This window comes from Streptomyces sp. ITFR-16, from assembly GCF_031844705.1.
Lineage (GTDB): Bacteria > Actinomycetota > Actinomycetes > Streptomycetales > Streptomycetaceae > Streptomyces.
This window is the reverse complement of sequence record NZ_CP134609.1, coordinates 1-15476: the sequence shown is the minus strand read 5'-3', so window position 1 is coordinate 15476 and position 15476 is coordinate 1. Positions and strand designations below refer to the sequence as shown.

Sequence of the window (15476 nt, the reverse complement as noted above, 5' to 3'; positions counted from 1 at the left end):
TCAGGGGCGGGTCGCGCCGACGTAATCGCTCTCCGGCATGGCGGACGTCAGGGGTGCGAGGGAGACGGTGCGGCCGGTGCGTGGTGCGTGCAGGACGCGGCCGTCGCCGGCGTAGAGCGCGACGTGGTAGATCGCGCTGGTGCCGCCGCGGGACCAGAACAGGAGGTCGCCCGGTTTGAGGTCTGCTCGGGCGACGGGCCGGTTGGCCGTGGCGCCGTACTGCGCGGCCGCGGTGCGGGGCAGCTTCGTGTCGGGCCAGTAGGCGTACTGGACGAGGCTGGAGCAGTCGAAGCCGACGGTGGAAGAGGCAGAGCACGTGCCGTTGAGGTAGCCGTTGGTGCCGTCGCAGAACCCCGTGGACGGTCCCTGGGGTCCGCCGCCGCCCCACGCGTACGGGGTGTCCATCTGGGTGGCCGCCTTGCGCAGTGCCTTGGCGCCGGTGCCGGAGCCGGAGACGTGAAGCAGGCCGGGCCCCTCGAACCGCTTCATCGTGGTCATGATGATCTCGACGTAGTGGTGGGTCTCCCCGCCTGCCCAGTCCTCGTCGGGCACGCCGCCGAATTCCAGGACCCGTCCCCAGCCGGCGTTGTATCCGGCCAGGGCGAGACGGCGGATGTCACCGGGGAGGCCGGAGGCCTTGGCGGTCTTGAGGAGCGAGCACATCATGCGGCCCTGTGCCATGACCGCGTCGCCGATGTCCCAGGCGGAGGTCGAGCCGTTGCCGTCGTCGTCGCGGCCCCAGGTCGCGAAGGTGGCGGGCATGAACTGGGCCGGGCCTTCGGCGCCGGCGCTTGAGGTGGCCTCGGCGCGGCTGGTCTTGAATTTCGACTCCTGGTAGAGCTGGGCGGCCAGCAGCGCCGGGGTCATGGCGGGCTGGTCGCAGGCCGCGTCCGCCTTGAGGATCCAGGACCGGAATTCGGAGGGCACGCCTTGGAGGCCGCCCCCGCCGGCGGCCAGTTCGGTGGCTTCGGCGTCGTCGTCGGAGAGCACGAGCGAGACAAGGCCCACGACCGCCAGCAGGATCACCGCTGCGACGACGGCGACCGTCCGGACCACTACCTTCATCTCGTCGTCCCCCGTGCGTGTGTGGTTCGCGTCCCCGCTGCTTGTGCCGCAGGTATCGGCTGGAGCCGGGGAGCGGGGATTGCCGCTCCGGCGGTTGCGGGCGGGCATTCCGCACCAAGAGCGGGCAGAGCGGTCCCGGTGGGTGGTCTGATTTTGCGTAATGAAACACCGGCGGAAGGATCAGCGAAGCGCCGGTGGTTATGTCGATTTCTAGACCCCGTGATGTTGGTGATGAGCGGGAAGTGACCGGAAGTGGCCGCTGCGGCAAATCTGTTGGGGTGCGATTCGGATTTATGGCGCACTCTTCGCGTTTTCCTCTCCTTAGGTGGTGACACCTGTGAGTGGACCCCCGGGGGCGCACCGGAATCGCGTCACTGTTTGCAGAGATACACGCTACCCTCAGTTGTCTCGCGGTCCGCAAGATCGCAACTGAAACACATGTGGACCGGGGGGAGTTGCGGCGTGACTGCTCAATGGACGGGGCCAAGTCCCGTTGCCGATATGTCGGTTGGCCCTTCCTATGTATTGATCGCCGTGCACGGATACGGAATCGCTGTGGCGACGGCCGTGGCGATGCTCGATGACGGTGCCGAGGGGCGGCGGGCGAGAATTCTCGCCCCGCATGAGCCCATCCCGTACGGATCGCAGCCGGTACTGGTGGCGGAGACGACCGTGTACGGCGCGAAGCGCGTCGAGGAGCTGCTGCTGCAGTGGGAGCCGCGGCCGCGCCCCTGGCTGCTGCTGATCAGCGACGCACCGGTCCGTCCCGCGGCGGGCGCGCGCTACCTGATCAGGGCGATGGAAGGGCGGCTGGCGGGAGTGGCGACGCTGCCCTACCTGCCGGTCCTGCGCGCCGTCGCGGGGCCCGAAGAAGCGCTGGAGTTCAAGGACGTACGGGCCGCGGCGCAGAAGCTGCGGCGCACCCTGGGAGGAAACTGAGATGGCATTGACGAATCATCTGGCGGCGCTGACGATCCGTCTGGCGGCGGACGGTCCGGACAAGGGCGCGGGAGGCGGCCTCATTCCGCCGGCGACCCCGACGGAAATCCCGGGGCTGGGCGGCACGGTATCCACGCTCTTCGGGTACGCGCTGTGGCTGCTGCTGATTGCGGGGGCGGGGGGAGTCGGCTTCGGCGTCTTCAAGCTGGCGGTATCGGAGAAGGGCCGTGGCGGCAGTGCGTCGGAGCCTTTCAAGTGGATGGGCTCGGGTATCGCGGCGATTTTGTTGTCGGGCTCGCTGATCGCCATCCTCAACGGAATTGCGGGTTCCTGAAATGGCCAGGGGGACGTGGAGCGTCCGAGGACTCTGGGCGGCCGCCGGGGCTTTGGGCGCGGTTGTGGTGCTCACGCTCTATGTGCTGCTGAGCGGGGGCGGCGACGAAGGGTCGGGGAAGGACGCGGCTCCCGACGGCGGGGGCAAGCCGAGCCGGGCCGCCTCCGCGAGCCCCAGCCCCTCCTACACGGTTCCGGACGACTGGAGCGAGCCGCAGCGGTGGGCGGCCCTGCCGCGTGCCCGCACCACGGACCGGTACGGCAGCCAGGTCGGATTCCCGCACACGCCGGATGGTGCTGCGGCGATGGCGGTGGCCTCCAACTCGGTCACCATCGAGGGCGACACGTCGGGCGTCGACGAACAGACTCGGATCTACCACTCCTACGTCGGCTCGGGCGATCAGTCCCCGGGAGCTGCTGAGCGGGTGGAACAGGCCGCGGAGAAGGCGGACAAGAAGCTCGCCGAGGAGATGGGGGTGGCCCCCGGTCAGGCGTTGCCGTCGGGGGCCTACATGCGCAGCCACGTGATCGGGTTCAAGGTGGTCGAGGGGTCGGCCGACGAGATGGCCATGTGGGTGCTGGCCCGCACGACCACGAAGCGGGGCGAGACGGCCAAGGAGACCGGCGCCTACTCCCGGACCCTGGTCGGGCTCCAGTGGCAGGACGGTGACTGGAAGATCACCGGGGACGCGACGAAGTGGGCCATGCAGCGGGCCGAGGGCAAGACCGAGCCGAAGATCGTGGCCGTGGGCGACGAGGAGTTCAACACGTCGGGGTGGACGGCCATCCGTGAGGCGTCGTGAGGCGTCGGCTGGCGGCGCTGCTGGTCGCGCTGGTGGCGGTGTTCGGCCTGGCGGTCACCGCGCCGCAGCCGGCCGCTGCGGACGGGGTGGTCGGCGGCGGCATCGAGCTGACGTGCAAGTACGGGGGCGGGCTCGTCGGTGCTGCCATCCTTGAGCTGACCGATTCGGATCTGTGCGAGAAGGTCGGTGACGCCGGGCAGAAGTTCGTCAACAAGGCCTGGAAGAGCGTGTGGGAGGGAGCGCTGGGCGACCTCATCAAGTCGGCCGCCGATACGGCGCGGTGGGTGATCAAGAAGGTCCTGACCGTCGCCCTGGCAGGCCCCTCGGTCGACTTGGCGGGGACCGGGCTCTTCGGTCGTGATGCAACCCTGGCGGGCATGCTCATGTGGCTCGGGCTGGTGATCGCGGCGCTGGGGGTGACATGGCAGGCCGGGAAGATGGCGCTGACCGGGCAGTCCAAACACCTGGGCCGGGCGGCGCTGGGGTGGGTGGAGAACCTCGTGCTGTCCACCATCGGAGTCGCGATCTTCGCCATCCTGCTCAAGGCCTCCGACGCGCTCACCAAGGGGCTGGTCGACGCGGTCTTCGACGACGCGGGGGATGCCTACAAGCGGATCGTGGCGGTGCTGATTCCGGTGGCCGTGCAGAACCCCGCCACCCTGGCGGGTGTCGTCCTGATCCTGCTGCTGATCGGGTTCATCCAGCTGGTCATGGTATTTCTGCGGCAGAGCGCGATCCCGCTGATCTGCCTGCTGCTGCCGGTGGCCGGCGCGGGGCGCACGGGCGGCGAGACCACCCGGCAGTGGGCGCCCAAGCTGATCACGAGCGGGCTCGTCATCCTGGCCTACAAGCCGATCCTGGCCGTCATCATCTGCACGGGATTCGCCGAATTCGGCAAGGCGCACACGCTCGCGGAATGGCTGCGCGGATGCGCCACCCTCATCCTGGGTGTGCTGGCTCCGGGGCCGCTCACGAAGATCTTCGCCCCGTTCGGGGACGCGGTCGGCGCGGGGATGGCCAGCGGGGGAGCCAGTGGCGCCCTGGGAGCGGCCGCCAGCTACATGGGCAACCGGGGCGGCGGGGACGGCGGCGAGGGAGTCCCGCCGGTGACCCCGGTGCGCCACGCCCAGTACGTGCAGCAGAACATGCCGCGTCCCCCGGACAACCCGGATGATCCCGATGATCCGGATCCCAGTGGTCCGCCGCCCGGCCCGAACGGACCGCGGCGCCCGGCCCGCCGCCGGAGCACCGTCAGCGTGCCCGGCCAGAACACCCCGGAGGACGGCGTCACGACGGAGGGCGGGATCAAGGTCGTCGAGGGGAGCCCGAACCCGTCTCCCGGCACCACGTCGGCACCCGGCGGGATCGGGCTCGGACTGGAGATCCTGGACGGCATCAACGATGGCGTCCACCACGCGAGTGAGCAGTTCGGCAACGAGGGGAACCAGCGGTGACCACCCATGATGTGCCCGGGTCGTTGATGGTCGACGGGTTCCGGGTCAAGAAGACCTTCGGCATCGGCGGCCTGTCCAAGGCCGGCACGATGATCGGGGCGGCGGTGCTGACCGCGGACGGGCTGATCGGTGTGCAGCTGCCGGTGACGCTGCTGTTCACCCTGCCGGCCACGGCGATGGTGCTGGCCCTGGCGGCGGCCCGCCGCCACGGGATGCCCGCGCTGAGCTACTACTGGGCGCGGTTCGCCTGGCGCAGGGCCGCGAATTTCGAGGCGACGTCCTTCCGGAGGCTGCTGCTGCCGCACCCGTACGCACTGGACCTGCCGGGGGTCGGGGCGCGGACCACGCTGATCAAGGCCCACGACCCGACCACGGGCCGGGCGGTGGGGGTGGTCCACGACCGGGCGACCGGGCGCATGACGATCAGTACGCTGCTGGCTCCCGGCGGCAGCCTGATGGCGCCCACCGGCAGCGTGCGCAGCTCGCTGCGGAACTGGGCCTCGATGCTGGAGTCGATGAGTACGGACGACCAGATCAAGGGCGCGTCGGTGACCATCCAGATCACCCCCGGGGCCGGGGAGGCGCTCAGCGACGATGTGAAGGCGCGTCAGGACCCGCACGCACCGGAGCTCGCGAAGCGGATCATCGCCGAGCTGGTGCGTACGACTCCGCACGCCACCGCGAGCGTGGCGCCGTGGATGTCGGTGACCGTCGACCCGTCGGCCAGCGTCAATCCGCCCACCGATCTCGGCGGCCAGGTCGCCGAGGCGTTGAAGGCGGTCGACGGGATCGACCTGGCGGGCACCGGTACGGACATCGAGCGTCGTGCCACGGACATCGACCTGCGGCGCCTGGTGCGCTCCGCCTACGACCCGGACGTCTTCAACGCCAGGGACTCCGATTTCGCCGACCTCCCCTGGGCGGAGTGCGGGCCGCAGGCGGCCGATGACGGGTGGGAGGAGTACGCCCACGACGGCGGGGTGTCGATCTCGTGGGTGCTGCGGGAGATGCCGCGGCGCCCGATCGCCTACAGCGTGCTGCTGCCGCTGCTGGCCCCCGGAGCGTTCCAGCGGCGCATCACCCTGGCCTACCGGGTGCTGGACCCCCGCGAGGGTGAAGCGGTCCTGGAGCGGGAGATCAGCCACGCCCGGCTGCGGGAGCAGGCCACCGCCGAGGTCAAGGGCCGGTCGAAGTACTCGCAGAAGGCCGACTCCCAGCGGGCCGAGCGAGCCGCCGCGCAGATGGCCGGAGGCGCGCAGGTCGCCGACTGGACGCTCATGGTGACGGTGACCGCCCGTACGGCGGCCGAAGTCCCGGCGGCGCGCCAGGAGCTGGCGCGCGCGATCAAGGCGACGCGAGGGATCCGCATGCGGCCGGCGTACGGGGCGCAGGCCTCCGTATTCGCCGCCGGACTGCCGCTGGGCTACAACCCGCTGGTGAAGGACTGATATGGCACGGGAGCCGAAGCCGCCCGTACTGGCCAGCCCCAAGCGGGTGGTCCGGGTGCAGGAGCAGCCCCCCAGCCGCGAGGAGCGGCGGGCCGAGAAGCAGCGGCGGGGACGGTATGCGCCCCGGCTCGGCTGGGGCGGCAGGTTCGGAGGCCGGGCGCCGGCCGAGGACTCGGGAACCGTGTACACCGGCCCCACCCAGCAGGTCGGCGGCATCTATCCCTGGCTCCTCGGAGCCGGTCTGCCGCCGCGCGGAGCGCCCGTGGGACGCGATGTACTGACCGGCGAGCTGGTCTGCATCGACCCCTCCGGCTGGACCGGGAAGCTGGTGACGAATCCGGGCGTGTGGGTGATGAGCCAGCCCGGTGCGGGTAAGTCGGCGCTGGTCAAGAGGATTTGCCTCGTGTACGCGGCGTACGGGCACATGGTGTGTGTGCCGGGGGACGTCAAGGGGGAGTACAGCACCCTGATCAGTGAACTCGGTGGCAGCGTGGTGCGGATCGGGGACGGTATCGGCCGCCTCAATCCGCTGGACTCCGGGCCGCTCAAGGGCCGCGTCCAGACGCTGCCGGCCGGGCGCCGCCAGGCCCTGCTCGACGTCCTGAACTCGCGCCGGCTGGAGACCCTGGTCGCCCTGCTGTCCACCAAGCACGGGCTCGGCCGGGCCCCCGACGAGATCGAGCGGTCCGCGCTCGACACCGCCGTGCAGGTCGCCTCCGCCGCGCAGACCCCGGGCAGCGACCCGATCGTGAAGGACGTCACCGACGCGCTGCGGGCGGCCCCCGAAGTGCTCCGGACGAAGCTGGCGGCCGAGGGCGCGACCTACCAGACGCTGACCCGGTCGGTCATCGCCGGGCTCGACAACCTGATCGGCGGCCCGCTGAAGGGGCTCTTCGACGGCCCGACCACGACACCGCTCGACATCAACGCCCCCGCCGTCTCCGTCGACATCAGCGGCCTGCGGGCCCGCGGAAACGACGTGGTGAGCGCGGGGATGATCGCCACCTGGGCCTACACCTACAGCGCGATCGACAGCGCCCGCAGCATCGGGCTCATGGACCGCAAGCTGGTGCTGCCCATGGACGAGATGTGGCGCGCGCTGCGCTCCGGCCCGGGCCTCGTGGACGCGATGGACGCGATCAGCAGGCTCAACCGGACGACCGACGACGTCACGATCTACGTCACGCACTCCCTGCTCGACGTCGAGGCACTGCCCACCGAGATGGACCGGGCCAAGGCGCGCGGGCTTATGGACCGGTGCGACACCTGGGTAATCGGCGCCTCCAGCGAAGAGGAGCTGCGCCGGGTCACCGGCAAGCGGTCCCTGACCGAGCAGGAGATCATGATGATCGGTTCCTGGTCCTCGGCGACGAGTACAGGGCTCGACATCGACCCCATCAGCTACGACGACGAGGACGGCCAGGTCCGCCAGGCCGAGGACGACAGCGTGCGCCACCCCGGACGCGGGAAGTACCTGATCAAGCTCGGCACCCGGCCCGGGATCGCCGCCCAGCTGGAGCTGACCCCGACCGAGCAGCGGCTGTACCGGACCGACACGAACCGGCGGCGGGCGACAACGGGGGACACACGATGATGACGGAGAGCGACCGGGCATGGGCCCTGTCGGGCACGGTCTTCGGCAGCGCGGTCGTGCTGTCCGCGTCCAGCTGGACCGGGGCGGCCGCCGGCGCCGTCGTGACCGGCGAAGAGGCGGCCCCCGCCTCGCCGCTGACGGTCTACCGCATGGCCGGTGACTGGTCCGCGGTGTGGCCGCACTCCCAGACCGCCTCCATGATCGGCGCCACCGTCGCGGACCTGGCGGTCGTCGTATTCATCGTGTGGGGGCTGCGGTGGGCCTTCCGCTGGTTCCGGAATCCCAGCTCCCTGGCGACGCTGTACCAGGTGCGTGAGCTGACCCCGAAGGCCGCGGCCCGTACCGCGACCCGGCTGCGGGCCTCGCTGAAGGAGACCAGGCCGAAGGATGTCCCGGCCCGCGACCGAGGTGTGCTCCTTGGCGACCACCTGCCGTCCGGCGTCGAGCTGCGCGGGTCCGACGAGGACACCTACGTAGCCATCATGGCGCCCCGCGCCGGCAAGTCGACGTCGCTGGCCATCCCGGTCGCCGAAGAGGCGCCCGGTGCCCTGCTGATGACCAGCAACAAGTCCGACGTCTTCGCCGCGACACGCGGCTCCCGCGCGCGGATCGGGCAGACCTTCCTCTTCGACACCCAGGGCGTCGCCCAGGCCGAACGGGAGGTGTGGATCGACCTGATCGCCCAGGCCGAGACGCTGGAGGGAGCCGAACGCCTCGCCTCCCACTTCGTCAACCAGATCACGTCCGACCAGGCGGCCGACCCCTTCTGGTCCCAGGCCGCCGGGGACCTCCTCACCGGCCTGTTCCGGGCCGCGTGGTGGAAGGGCGACACCATCCGCGAGGTCATGAGGTGGCTGGCCGACCCGAAGGAGAAGGCGCCGCTGCGCGTCCTCTACGAGCGCGAACCGGTCCTCGCCGAACAGGTCGACTCCTCGATCAACATCGCCGAGGAGACCCAGTCCGGGATCTATCAGAACGCTCGTACGGCCATGAGTGCCTTGCGTGACGAGAAGGTGCTCGCCTGGGTCACCCCGGACAGGCACCGCGTGCGGTTCGACCCCGAGACCTTCGCGACGAGCAGGGACACGCTCTACCTGCTGAGCAAGAAGGGCGGCCCGGCGAGCGCCTTGGTCGCGGCGGTCGCCGACGCCGTCTTCACCGCCGGCACCGAGGCGGGGGAGCGGGCAGGCGGCCGCCTGCCCGAGCCGATGCGCGCCGTCCTGGACGAGGCCGCCAACATCTGCAGAATCGCCGACCTGCCCGACTTGTACTCGCACCTGGGCAGCCGGGGCATCACCCCGTTCGTGATCCTTCAGTCCTACCGCCAGGGCGTACGGGCGTGGGGCGAGGTCGGCATGGACTCGATGTGGTCGGCGGCTACCAAGAAGCTGATCGGTGTCGGTATCGACGATGCCAAATTCGCCCAGGACATCAGCACCCTGACCGGTCCGCACTTCGTCGAGCGCGGCTCGTACTCCAAGAGCAAGGACGGCGGCAGCCACAGCTGGTCCGAGCAACGCGAGCAGGTCCTCGACCCCGCCGAGATCCGCGCCATGCGCAAGGGCACGGCCCTGCTGCTGGCCACCGGCATGCCCGTCGCCCAGATCGGCCTGCGGCCCTGGTACGCGGAACGGGCGATGGCGCACATCGGCCCGCAGATGAAGGCCGAGGAGTACGCCATCACCAAGCGGGCGGTCGCGGCGTACGAGCAGCGGAAGGCGGCGCGCAGTGAGTGATGAGCACGAGGAGAGTCCACGGCTGGACGTGCCCGTGGGCATGTTCGAGGACATCGAGGACCTCAAGGCCCAGATCGCGAGCCTGACGGCCCTGGTCAAGACGCGGACCGAGCGCGAGGCGGAGGAGCCGGGCAAGGACTCCACCGAGACGGAGGCAACAGCCGGCGGAGAGGCCGACGACGAGGAGGGCGGATACCCGCCGTTCATCCTGCTGCTCGATTCCCCGGAGTACGACGATGAGCTGCGAGCCCTGATCGAGTGGGTCGAGGGCGTGCTCGTACCCGGCTACCTCGCGGAACCGTCGGCCGACGCGAAGTGGTGCCACCTCTGGTTCGAGCACACCGTCGCCGTCGCCCGCCTGCACGCCGCATGGCTGGCATGGCAGGAGCTGACCGACCCGGCATCCTGCGGATACACCGGCCCCTCAGTCTGGCATCGCGACCACCTGGACCCCGCGCTGCGAGAACTGCGGGGGAGCTCCGGCCCGTTCGCCGGGTGTACCAAGGGCGAGCACAGAATCGAGCACCGCCTCCCCGGCCTGGTACCCAGCGCCTGGACGCACAGTGAAGACTGAGAAAGAGGTGCCGAGGTTCGGTCCTGATACGTCTGACGCCTACACCTTGACCATCACCGACCGCTCGGACGTACTGCTAACGCTGGTAACGCTGGGTGGGGGGTTTTTGGTGTGCGGCGGGGCGGTTGGCCTGGGGTGTTGTTGGTTCGCTGAGAGGTGGGGCCTTGACCCCTGATCTTGGACACACGAGACACTGGATCCTGAGGATCTGAGAACGGACATCTCGTGGTCATGAAGAACTACCCGCTGGAGTTCAAGGCGGACGCGGTCGCGCTGTACGAGTCGCGGCCGGAAGCGACGATCAGGTCGGTCGCGGCCGATCTGGGGATCAACCCGGAGACCCTGCGGAACTGGGTGAGGGCAGCCGGGGTGAGCCGTCCCCGAGGACGACGGACGCAAGAACCGGCCCAGCCGCCGGTACCGCTGGAGGCGGAGAACGCCGCCTTGCGAAAGAAGGTCCGCGAGTTGGAGGAGGAACGGGAGATCCTGCGGAAGGCGGCGAAGTATTTCGCCGGGGAGACGCGCTGGTGAACCGCTTCCAGTGTGTCGCCGACCTCCAGCGCCGTCACGGCGTGAAGCGGCTCTGCAGGATCCTCGGCGTCAGCCGCTCGAGCTTCTACTACTGGCAACGGACAGCCGCTGACCGGGCCGCCCGGCAGGTGGCCGACGCCCGCCTGGCAGCCCGGATACGGGCGGTGCACCAGGAATCGGACGGCACCTACGGAGCCCCGAGGATCACCGCCGAGCTCCGCGAGGAGAACGGTGTCGCGGTCAGCCACAAGCGCGTCGCCAGGATCATGCGGGCGTCCGGGATCCAAGGGATCCGGTTGCGGCGCCGGCACCGCACCACCGTCTCCGACCCGGCCGCGGCAAGGCCCCGGACCTGATCGGCCGCGACTTCACCGCGGACAAGCCGAACACGAAGTACGTCGGTGACATCACCTACCTGCTCGTCGCCGGCGGGAAGTTCTGCTACCTGGCGACCGTCATCGACCTCGCATCGCGCCGTCTCGTCGGCTGGGCGATCGCCGACCACATGCGCGCGGATCTCGTCACCGACGCCCTGGCCGCGGCGATCCGCACCTGCGGCAGCCTTGCCGGATCGATCATGCACACCGACCACGGAGCCCAGTACACGAGCAGGAGTTTCGCCGAAGCCTGCAGGTCAGCAGGGGTGCGGCGAAGTATGAGCGCGGTCGGGTCCAGCGCGGACAACGCACTCGCCGAGTCCTTCAACGCGACCTTCAAACGCGAGACCCTGCAAGGACGAAAGAGCTGGCCGACCGAGCGCGAGGCCTGACTCGACGCCTTCCGATGGCTCCACCGCTACAACACCCGACGCCGACACTCCCGCCTCGGACAACGACCACCGATCACCTTCGAAAACGCCCTCCGCCACACACCAACTACGCTGGCACAAGCCGCATAACCCGTGTCCAGAATTCGGGGTCAAGGCCCGGGCTCGGTCTGGGCATCTATGCTGCGATACGCGCCCATGCCCAGACAGCCACGTCGTGCTGGAGCCTGCCGGCTATACTCAAGAAGCTGACTGAATGATCGCTCACGACGAAGGGAACAGTGCCGTGACGCCGCGTGTGGAGAACGACTCCTCGGCGGTGGCCTTTTGTTCGGTGCCTTTCTGATGCTTGTGATCGGGTTCGGCACCTCACGGTCGGACGGCTCGGTCGGCACATTTGCAATTGCTGTGGCCCTCGGGGGCGCAGGCGTGTGGCTGATCCGTGGAACTCACCTCTTCAAGAGGTGGTGGCTCCCTCCCAGCCATCGGATACCACACGAACGAGGACGACCGGGCCACCACCCCCTTAGCCTCGATCGTTCATGAGTCCTCGTCGGTTCACTGACGGGGACTCTTGCTTGCGAGCTGCGGAATTTCGAGGGCTGGGGCAGGTTGGCGGCCTGGCTGTCGCGTCGGGTGGGCGTCGGGGTTCCACGGCTCCTGGGATGCTGCTGTGGCTCGTCGGGACGGTCGGAGTTGCTGGTCAGCCGGGGTTCGGCAGGGCTGCGAGTCGCTGGATCGCGCGGGTGATCACATCTGTCCAGGGCCATTGGGCGGTGAGGTGGAGCCAGCGGCGGCGGCCGGTGGTGACCAGTTGGGCGGCGGCGGAGAACAGCCGCAGGCGGAGCTTCGCGGGTTCCCAGCGGCGGGGTTTTGCTGGTCAGGGCGAGCATGGGCATCCAGGCGAGGAGGCCGAGTGCGAGGGAGACGATCTCCAGCCAGATCTGGTTCTGCGCGGTGTCGTGCAGAGGTGAGGTTGCGCAGGCCGGTGTCGCGGGCGTTTTCGAGTCCAACCCTCGCAGCGGGCCTGGCCGGCGGTGACGTCGTTCCAGGTCGCGGATAAAAACGCTCCTGGTGTTGGTCGCGAAGCAGGTCAGCCGTAGTCCGTCGAGGTCGGTGAAGCGCAACGAAACGCTGGGATAGAACTGTTCCTTGCGGACGATCAGCCGGCTGCCCCTCGGCCACGTACCCAGGTCGGGCATGTCGTAGAAAACCGCGACCCAGGCGCTGGGCCGCTCGAAGCCGTCGGTGTCGTAGGCCGGTGTCCATGCCTTCTTCGGTATCTTCAGGACGGCTCGGTGGAGATGACGTCGGTGATGGTCATGCCGACGGAATACGACAGCCACCGGCCCCGGCGGGTGAGCCAGTCGAGGAAGGCGTGGGTGCCGCCGGCGGAGTCGGTGCGGATCAGTGTCTGCCGGCCCCGCCGCAGATGTTTGGGGAGTTGGGCCAGGGCGAGTTGGGTGGTCTCGATGTGATCGCTCGCGGTGTTGAACCCGGCGTTGCCGGCCAGGCAGCGCGGGCGAAATCCCCAGGATCTCTCAGGCTGGAGTCGGTGACGACCTGCACGTTCACCCCGTGCCGCTCGTGCTTCGCCGAGGTAGTCGGCCTTGCCGTCGCCGACGCGGTCGCACTCGGCGAGCGTGCCGTCCAGGAGGACGAATTCCGGGTCGTGCGAGCGCGGCGTCTTGGGCCAGGCCCGGTGCCTGGTCGGCGAGCAGGCCGGTGACGGAGGTGACGTAGGCATGGGCGGTGCCGACGGATATCCCAAAGCCGGCGGCGATGCGGGCGAGAGTATCGTGGCGGCGCAGGTACACGAGTGCGACCAGCGCACGACGGTGCAGCGAGTTTGCACCGGCAGTGTCCTCACGGATGACGATGAGCATCGCGACCCACTCGACCAGGGCGTAGAAGCGGGTCGAAGTGCGGCAGGATACGGAACCAACGGGGCTCCTGTGCTGCAGATTGAGACGTCGAACACCTCCCTCAACGGCGCGGGAGCCTGTCCGTTACGCACTCTGACCCTTACACCGCTCCGTCACCCGATCAGTGGCCACGCTGAAAACGCTCAATGAACGCGAGGACCTGACCAGTTTCCGAATCGATGACCGCTCGCGAGCCGGGATCAGCAACATCTGGATCGAGCGGACGATCAAGAACAACAGCAGTGAGAAGTCCAATTACTCCTGGGACTGGGAGGCCGTGGTTGCCAGCAGTACCGGTGTCGCGCACAGCACTCAGTTCGTGACCGACGTCCAGCCCGGCCAGACTTCCAAGGGCGAGATGCCCACCGTCTCCAGAGCACCGACGGCGTGAAGCTGAATGTCAATTCCTTCCAGCGCACCGCGGCGCAAAGAAAGTTGTTCTAGAGGTTCGGGATCTCATTTATCACTGTCGTAGAAGTGGCCGCTTACGCCGCCCATTCCAATCCGAGGTTGGCGAGGGCGGCGAGCTGGGTGGTGTCGAAGGCGGTCACGTCAGGTGTTCTGGTTGCTGACCGAAACGCCCAGCCGAACGGCGGTCTCTGTGCCGCTGCCTGCCTCTACCAGAACCTTTGTGTGCTCCCTGGGCACGACGGTCTTCCCTTCGCGTTGGATGTACTGGCGCAGGGCTGCCCCGCCTCGTGTGAACGCGTCGGAGCCTTTCGCTGCTCAGGTCTTCGTATAGCCAGCCAGCAGGGGGCCTTCCGCACCCGTACAGTCGCTGCTCGCACACCGAGTTCGCCCAGGCGCCGCTGCTGCTCCGGATTCGGCCATTTGATAATCCCGGGCTTGCCGGGCGACCCAGCGCCCGATGTCGTCGCCCCGGTAGGTGACGCCGGGCTGGACGTCCTTGAGCGCGCCGCCGACGTTCGGGAGGGCGGCCAGGCCGGCATGTTGGCGTTGCCGGTCGACGGTCCGGCCCAGCTGTCCGGGGTTCCAGTCGGGGTCGATCGCCGTGAGCTGCTCGGCACGCCGCTGCGCCTCGCTCGGGGTCTTTGCCGAGTCCGCCGGGCCGCCGGAGGTTGGTCAGCCATTGGCCCACGGGCTTGTCGAGGGCGACCGCGTGCCGTAGGGCAGCCAGGTGCCCCGGCCTCCCGGTAGTAGGCGCGGGCGCGGCGAGGTTCTCCTCGAACTGGGCATCGGCGGTGTCCCGGATCATGCCGAGTTCCTCGAGCTCATCATGCGCAGGTGCTGTTCGTAGTTCCGGCCCGGTAGGCGCGCCTCTGGTCGGACAGCCACCTGCCCAGTGGATACGCGCCTTCCTGGTGTTCGTAGAGGACGTCCAGGTCGTCTTCCCGGTCGCGGTAGCGGCGGGCGGCGTCGTACCAGCGGGTCCAGTCCTGCCGTTCGGTGTCCAGGACCTGGAACTTGATCCATTTGGCGATCATCACCGGGTCTTGGGGGCGGCGAGGTGATGATGCAGAACCAGAACTGCCCCGAACACCGCTAACCACCCGCCCCCCACACGACACCAGACCTTCGGCGGGAAACGACACGGCCTTCAGCAAAGAGCGACACCCGGCACCGGTCGAGGTGTTCGTGGGCTTGCGCGTCGCCTGTGGCGGCGAGGGCTGCCTGGCGTCGTAGGAAGCGTTTGTAGGTGATCCAGCCTGCTGCAAAGTAACTCATCGCGATGCTTCCGGGTATGGCAACAGCGAAGTACAGGGTGTTGTTGTCCGCAGTGGGCGGGATGCGTTCAGACCACAGGTGGTGGTGTTCGCCCCGCCGGGGTGGGGGTGGCGCCGAATCCGGGATGCTACACAGCTCGCCTGCTGATGCACCCCGGACCACGGAACCGCCAGGAAGGCGGCTGTACGCCCGCCTCCCGCCCTCGGCTCCCGTCTGGGCAGAAACCAACGCCAAGAGCGCCACGGGAGGCCGGGAGGCGGGCACGCAGGGGCTATGGGCTGGTTCTGCCAAAGCTGCATGTGCATCAGAAGTGATGCAGACTGGCCCCAGACCCCATCCCCACCCCCGAAAAGAATCCCTCCCCGTCCGCCCCACCCCCGGGGCCGGCCACCCCTCCCACCTAGCCAGCCGCCCGCTGGCCGCCTGCGTCCCTGGAGGGCGCGGCCGGAGCGCACCGGCGGCGTAGTGGCCGGTCAAGGCCCAGGGCGCAGCGGCGGACGCCCACACTCAAGGGGCCTGGAGCGAAGCGCAAGGCCCCCGCGAGCGGCCAGCCGAATCCGCCGGGGTGAAGCCCCGGCCCATCACGCTCCGCGAAGCGGAGCGTGTCTCTGTCCCATCGCGC

General features: G+C 69.1%; 11 protein-coding genes and 3 pseudogenes. 10 read left to right on the top strand and 4 right to left on the bottom strand.

The genetic code is table 11. The annotated features are described in order from the left end of the window. The gene (locus RLT58_RS00070) at positions 1–1065 is read right to left on the bottom strand and encodes a C40 family peptidase (protein WP_311308265.1); all 1065 of its coding nucleotides are present in this window, start codon (positions 1063–1065) and stop codon (positions 1–3) included. Positions 1066–1620: 555 nt separating this feature from the next. Between RLT58_RS00070 and RLT58_RS00065 the strand changes: the two genes are divergently transcribed. From RLT58_RS00065 to RLT58_RS00025, 9 genes and pseudogenes are all read left to right on the top strand, one after another. Further along, entirely contained in the window at positions 1621–2004 is a 384-nt protein-coding gene (locus tag RLT58_RS00065) for a hypothetical protein (protein ID WP_311308264.1), read from the top strand. Between the two features lies 1 nt (position 2005). Beyond that, positions 2006–2338, top strand: coding sequence for a hypothetical protein (locus RLT58_RS00060; protein ID WP_311308263.1), 333 nt, complete (start codon positions 2006–2008; stop codon positions 2336–2338). Between the two features lies 1 nt (position 2339). Beyond that, positions 2340–3140, top strand: a complete 801-nt coding sequence (locus RLT58_RS00055; protein ID WP_311308262.1) for a hypothetical protein — start codon at positions 2340–2342, stop codon at positions 3138–3140. Continuing rightward, positions 3137–4594 carry a hypothetical protein gene (locus RLT58_RS00050; protein ID WP_311308261.1) on the top strand — a complete coding sequence of 486 codons (1458 nt, stop codon included), beginning with the start codon at positions 3137–3139 and terminating at the stop codon, positions 4592–4594. Before RLT58_RS00055 ends, RLT58_RS00050 begins: the two co-directional genes overlap by 4 nt. Beyond that, complete coding sequence (locus RLT58_RS00045) at positions 4591–6042, top strand: SCO6880 family protein (protein WP_311308260.1); 1452 nt, start codon at positions 4591–4593, stop codon at positions 6040–6042. Before RLT58_RS00050 ends, RLT58_RS00045 begins: the two co-directional genes overlap by 4 nt. A gap of 1 nt (position 6043) precedes the next feature. Beyond that, entirely contained in the window at positions 6044–7636 is a 1593-nt protein-coding gene (locus tag RLT58_RS00040; RefSeq protein WP_311308259.1) for a putative type IV secretion/conjugal transfer ATPase, read from the top strand. Then, positions 7633–9372 (top strand): type IV secretory system conjugative DNA transfer family protein, encoded by a 1740-nt coding sequence (locus tag RLT58_RS00035; RefSeq protein WP_311308258.1) that lies wholly within the window; start codon positions 7633–7635, stop codon positions 9370–9372. The genes RLT58_RS00040 and RLT58_RS00035 overlap by 4 nt, the downstream gene beginning before the upstream one ends. Further along, the gene (locus RLT58_RS00030) at positions 9365–9946 is read left to right on the top strand and encodes a DUF4913 domain-containing protein (RefSeq protein ID WP_311308257.1); all 582 of its coding nucleotides are present in this window, start codon (positions 9365–9367) and stop codon (positions 9944–9946) included. Before RLT58_RS00035 ends, RLT58_RS00030 begins: the two co-directional genes overlap by 8 nt. A gap of 225 nt (positions 9947–10171) precedes the next feature. Next, positions 10172–11375, top strand: a pseudogene (locus RLT58_RS00025) (IS3 family transposase). 571 nt (positions 11376–11946) lie between these two features. Here RLT58_RS00025 and RLT58_RS00020 read toward each other — a convergent pair. Beyond that, positions 11947–12750: pseudogene (locus RLT58_RS00020) on the bottom strand (transposase); the annotation flags it as partial. Further along, positions 12713–13188: pseudogene (locus tag RLT58_RS00015) on the bottom strand (transposase family protein); the annotation flags it as partial. The pseudogenes RLT58_RS00020 and RLT58_RS00015, both read right to left, overlap by 38 nt. A 104-nt stretch (positions 13189–13292) precedes the next feature. On the opposite strand from RLT58_RS00015, the gene RLT58_RS00010 reads away from it, so the two are divergent. Continuing rightward, entirely contained in the window at positions 13293–13559 is a 267-nt protein-coding gene (locus RLT58_RS00010; protein WP_311308256.1) for a hypothetical protein, read from the top strand. Positions 13560–14403: 844 nt separating this feature from the next. On the opposite strand, the gene RLT58_RS00005 is transcribed toward RLT58_RS00010, so the two are convergent. Further along, the gene (locus tag RLT58_RS00005; protein ID WP_311308255.1) at positions 14404–14613 is read right to left on the bottom strand and encodes a helicase associated domain-containing protein; all 210 of its coding nucleotides are present in this window, start codon (positions 14611–14613) and stop codon (positions 14404–14406) included. Positions 14614–15476 lie beyond the last annotated feature (863 nt).

Bases quoted from the DNA above. Each gene is read 5' to 3' on its own strand.
- RLT58_RS00070 (WP_311308265.1), bottom strand. From the start codon at position 1,065: ATGAAGGTAGTGGTCCGGACGGTCGCCGTCGTCGCAGCGGTGATCCTG.
- RLT58_RS00060 (WP_311308263.1), top strand. From the start codon at position 2,006: ATGGCATTGACGAATCATCTGGCGGCGCTGACGATCCGTCTGGCGGCG.
- RLT58_RS00055 (WP_311308262.1), top strand. From the start codon at position 2,340: ATGGCCAGGGGGACGTGGAGCGTCCGAGGACTCTGGGCGGCCGCCGGG.
- RLT58_RS00040 (WP_311308259.1), top strand. From the start codon at position 6,044: ATGGCACGGGAGCCGAAGCCGCCCGTACTGGCCAGCCCCAAGCGGGTG.
- RLT58_RS00035 (WP_311308258.1), top strand. From the start codon at position 7,633: ATGATGACGGAGAGCGACCGGGCATGGGCCCTGTCGGGCACGGTCTTC.
- RLT58_RS00005 (WP_311308255.1), bottom strand. From the start codon at position 14,613: ATGATCGCCAAATGGATCAAGTTCCAGGTCCTGGACACCGAACGGCAG.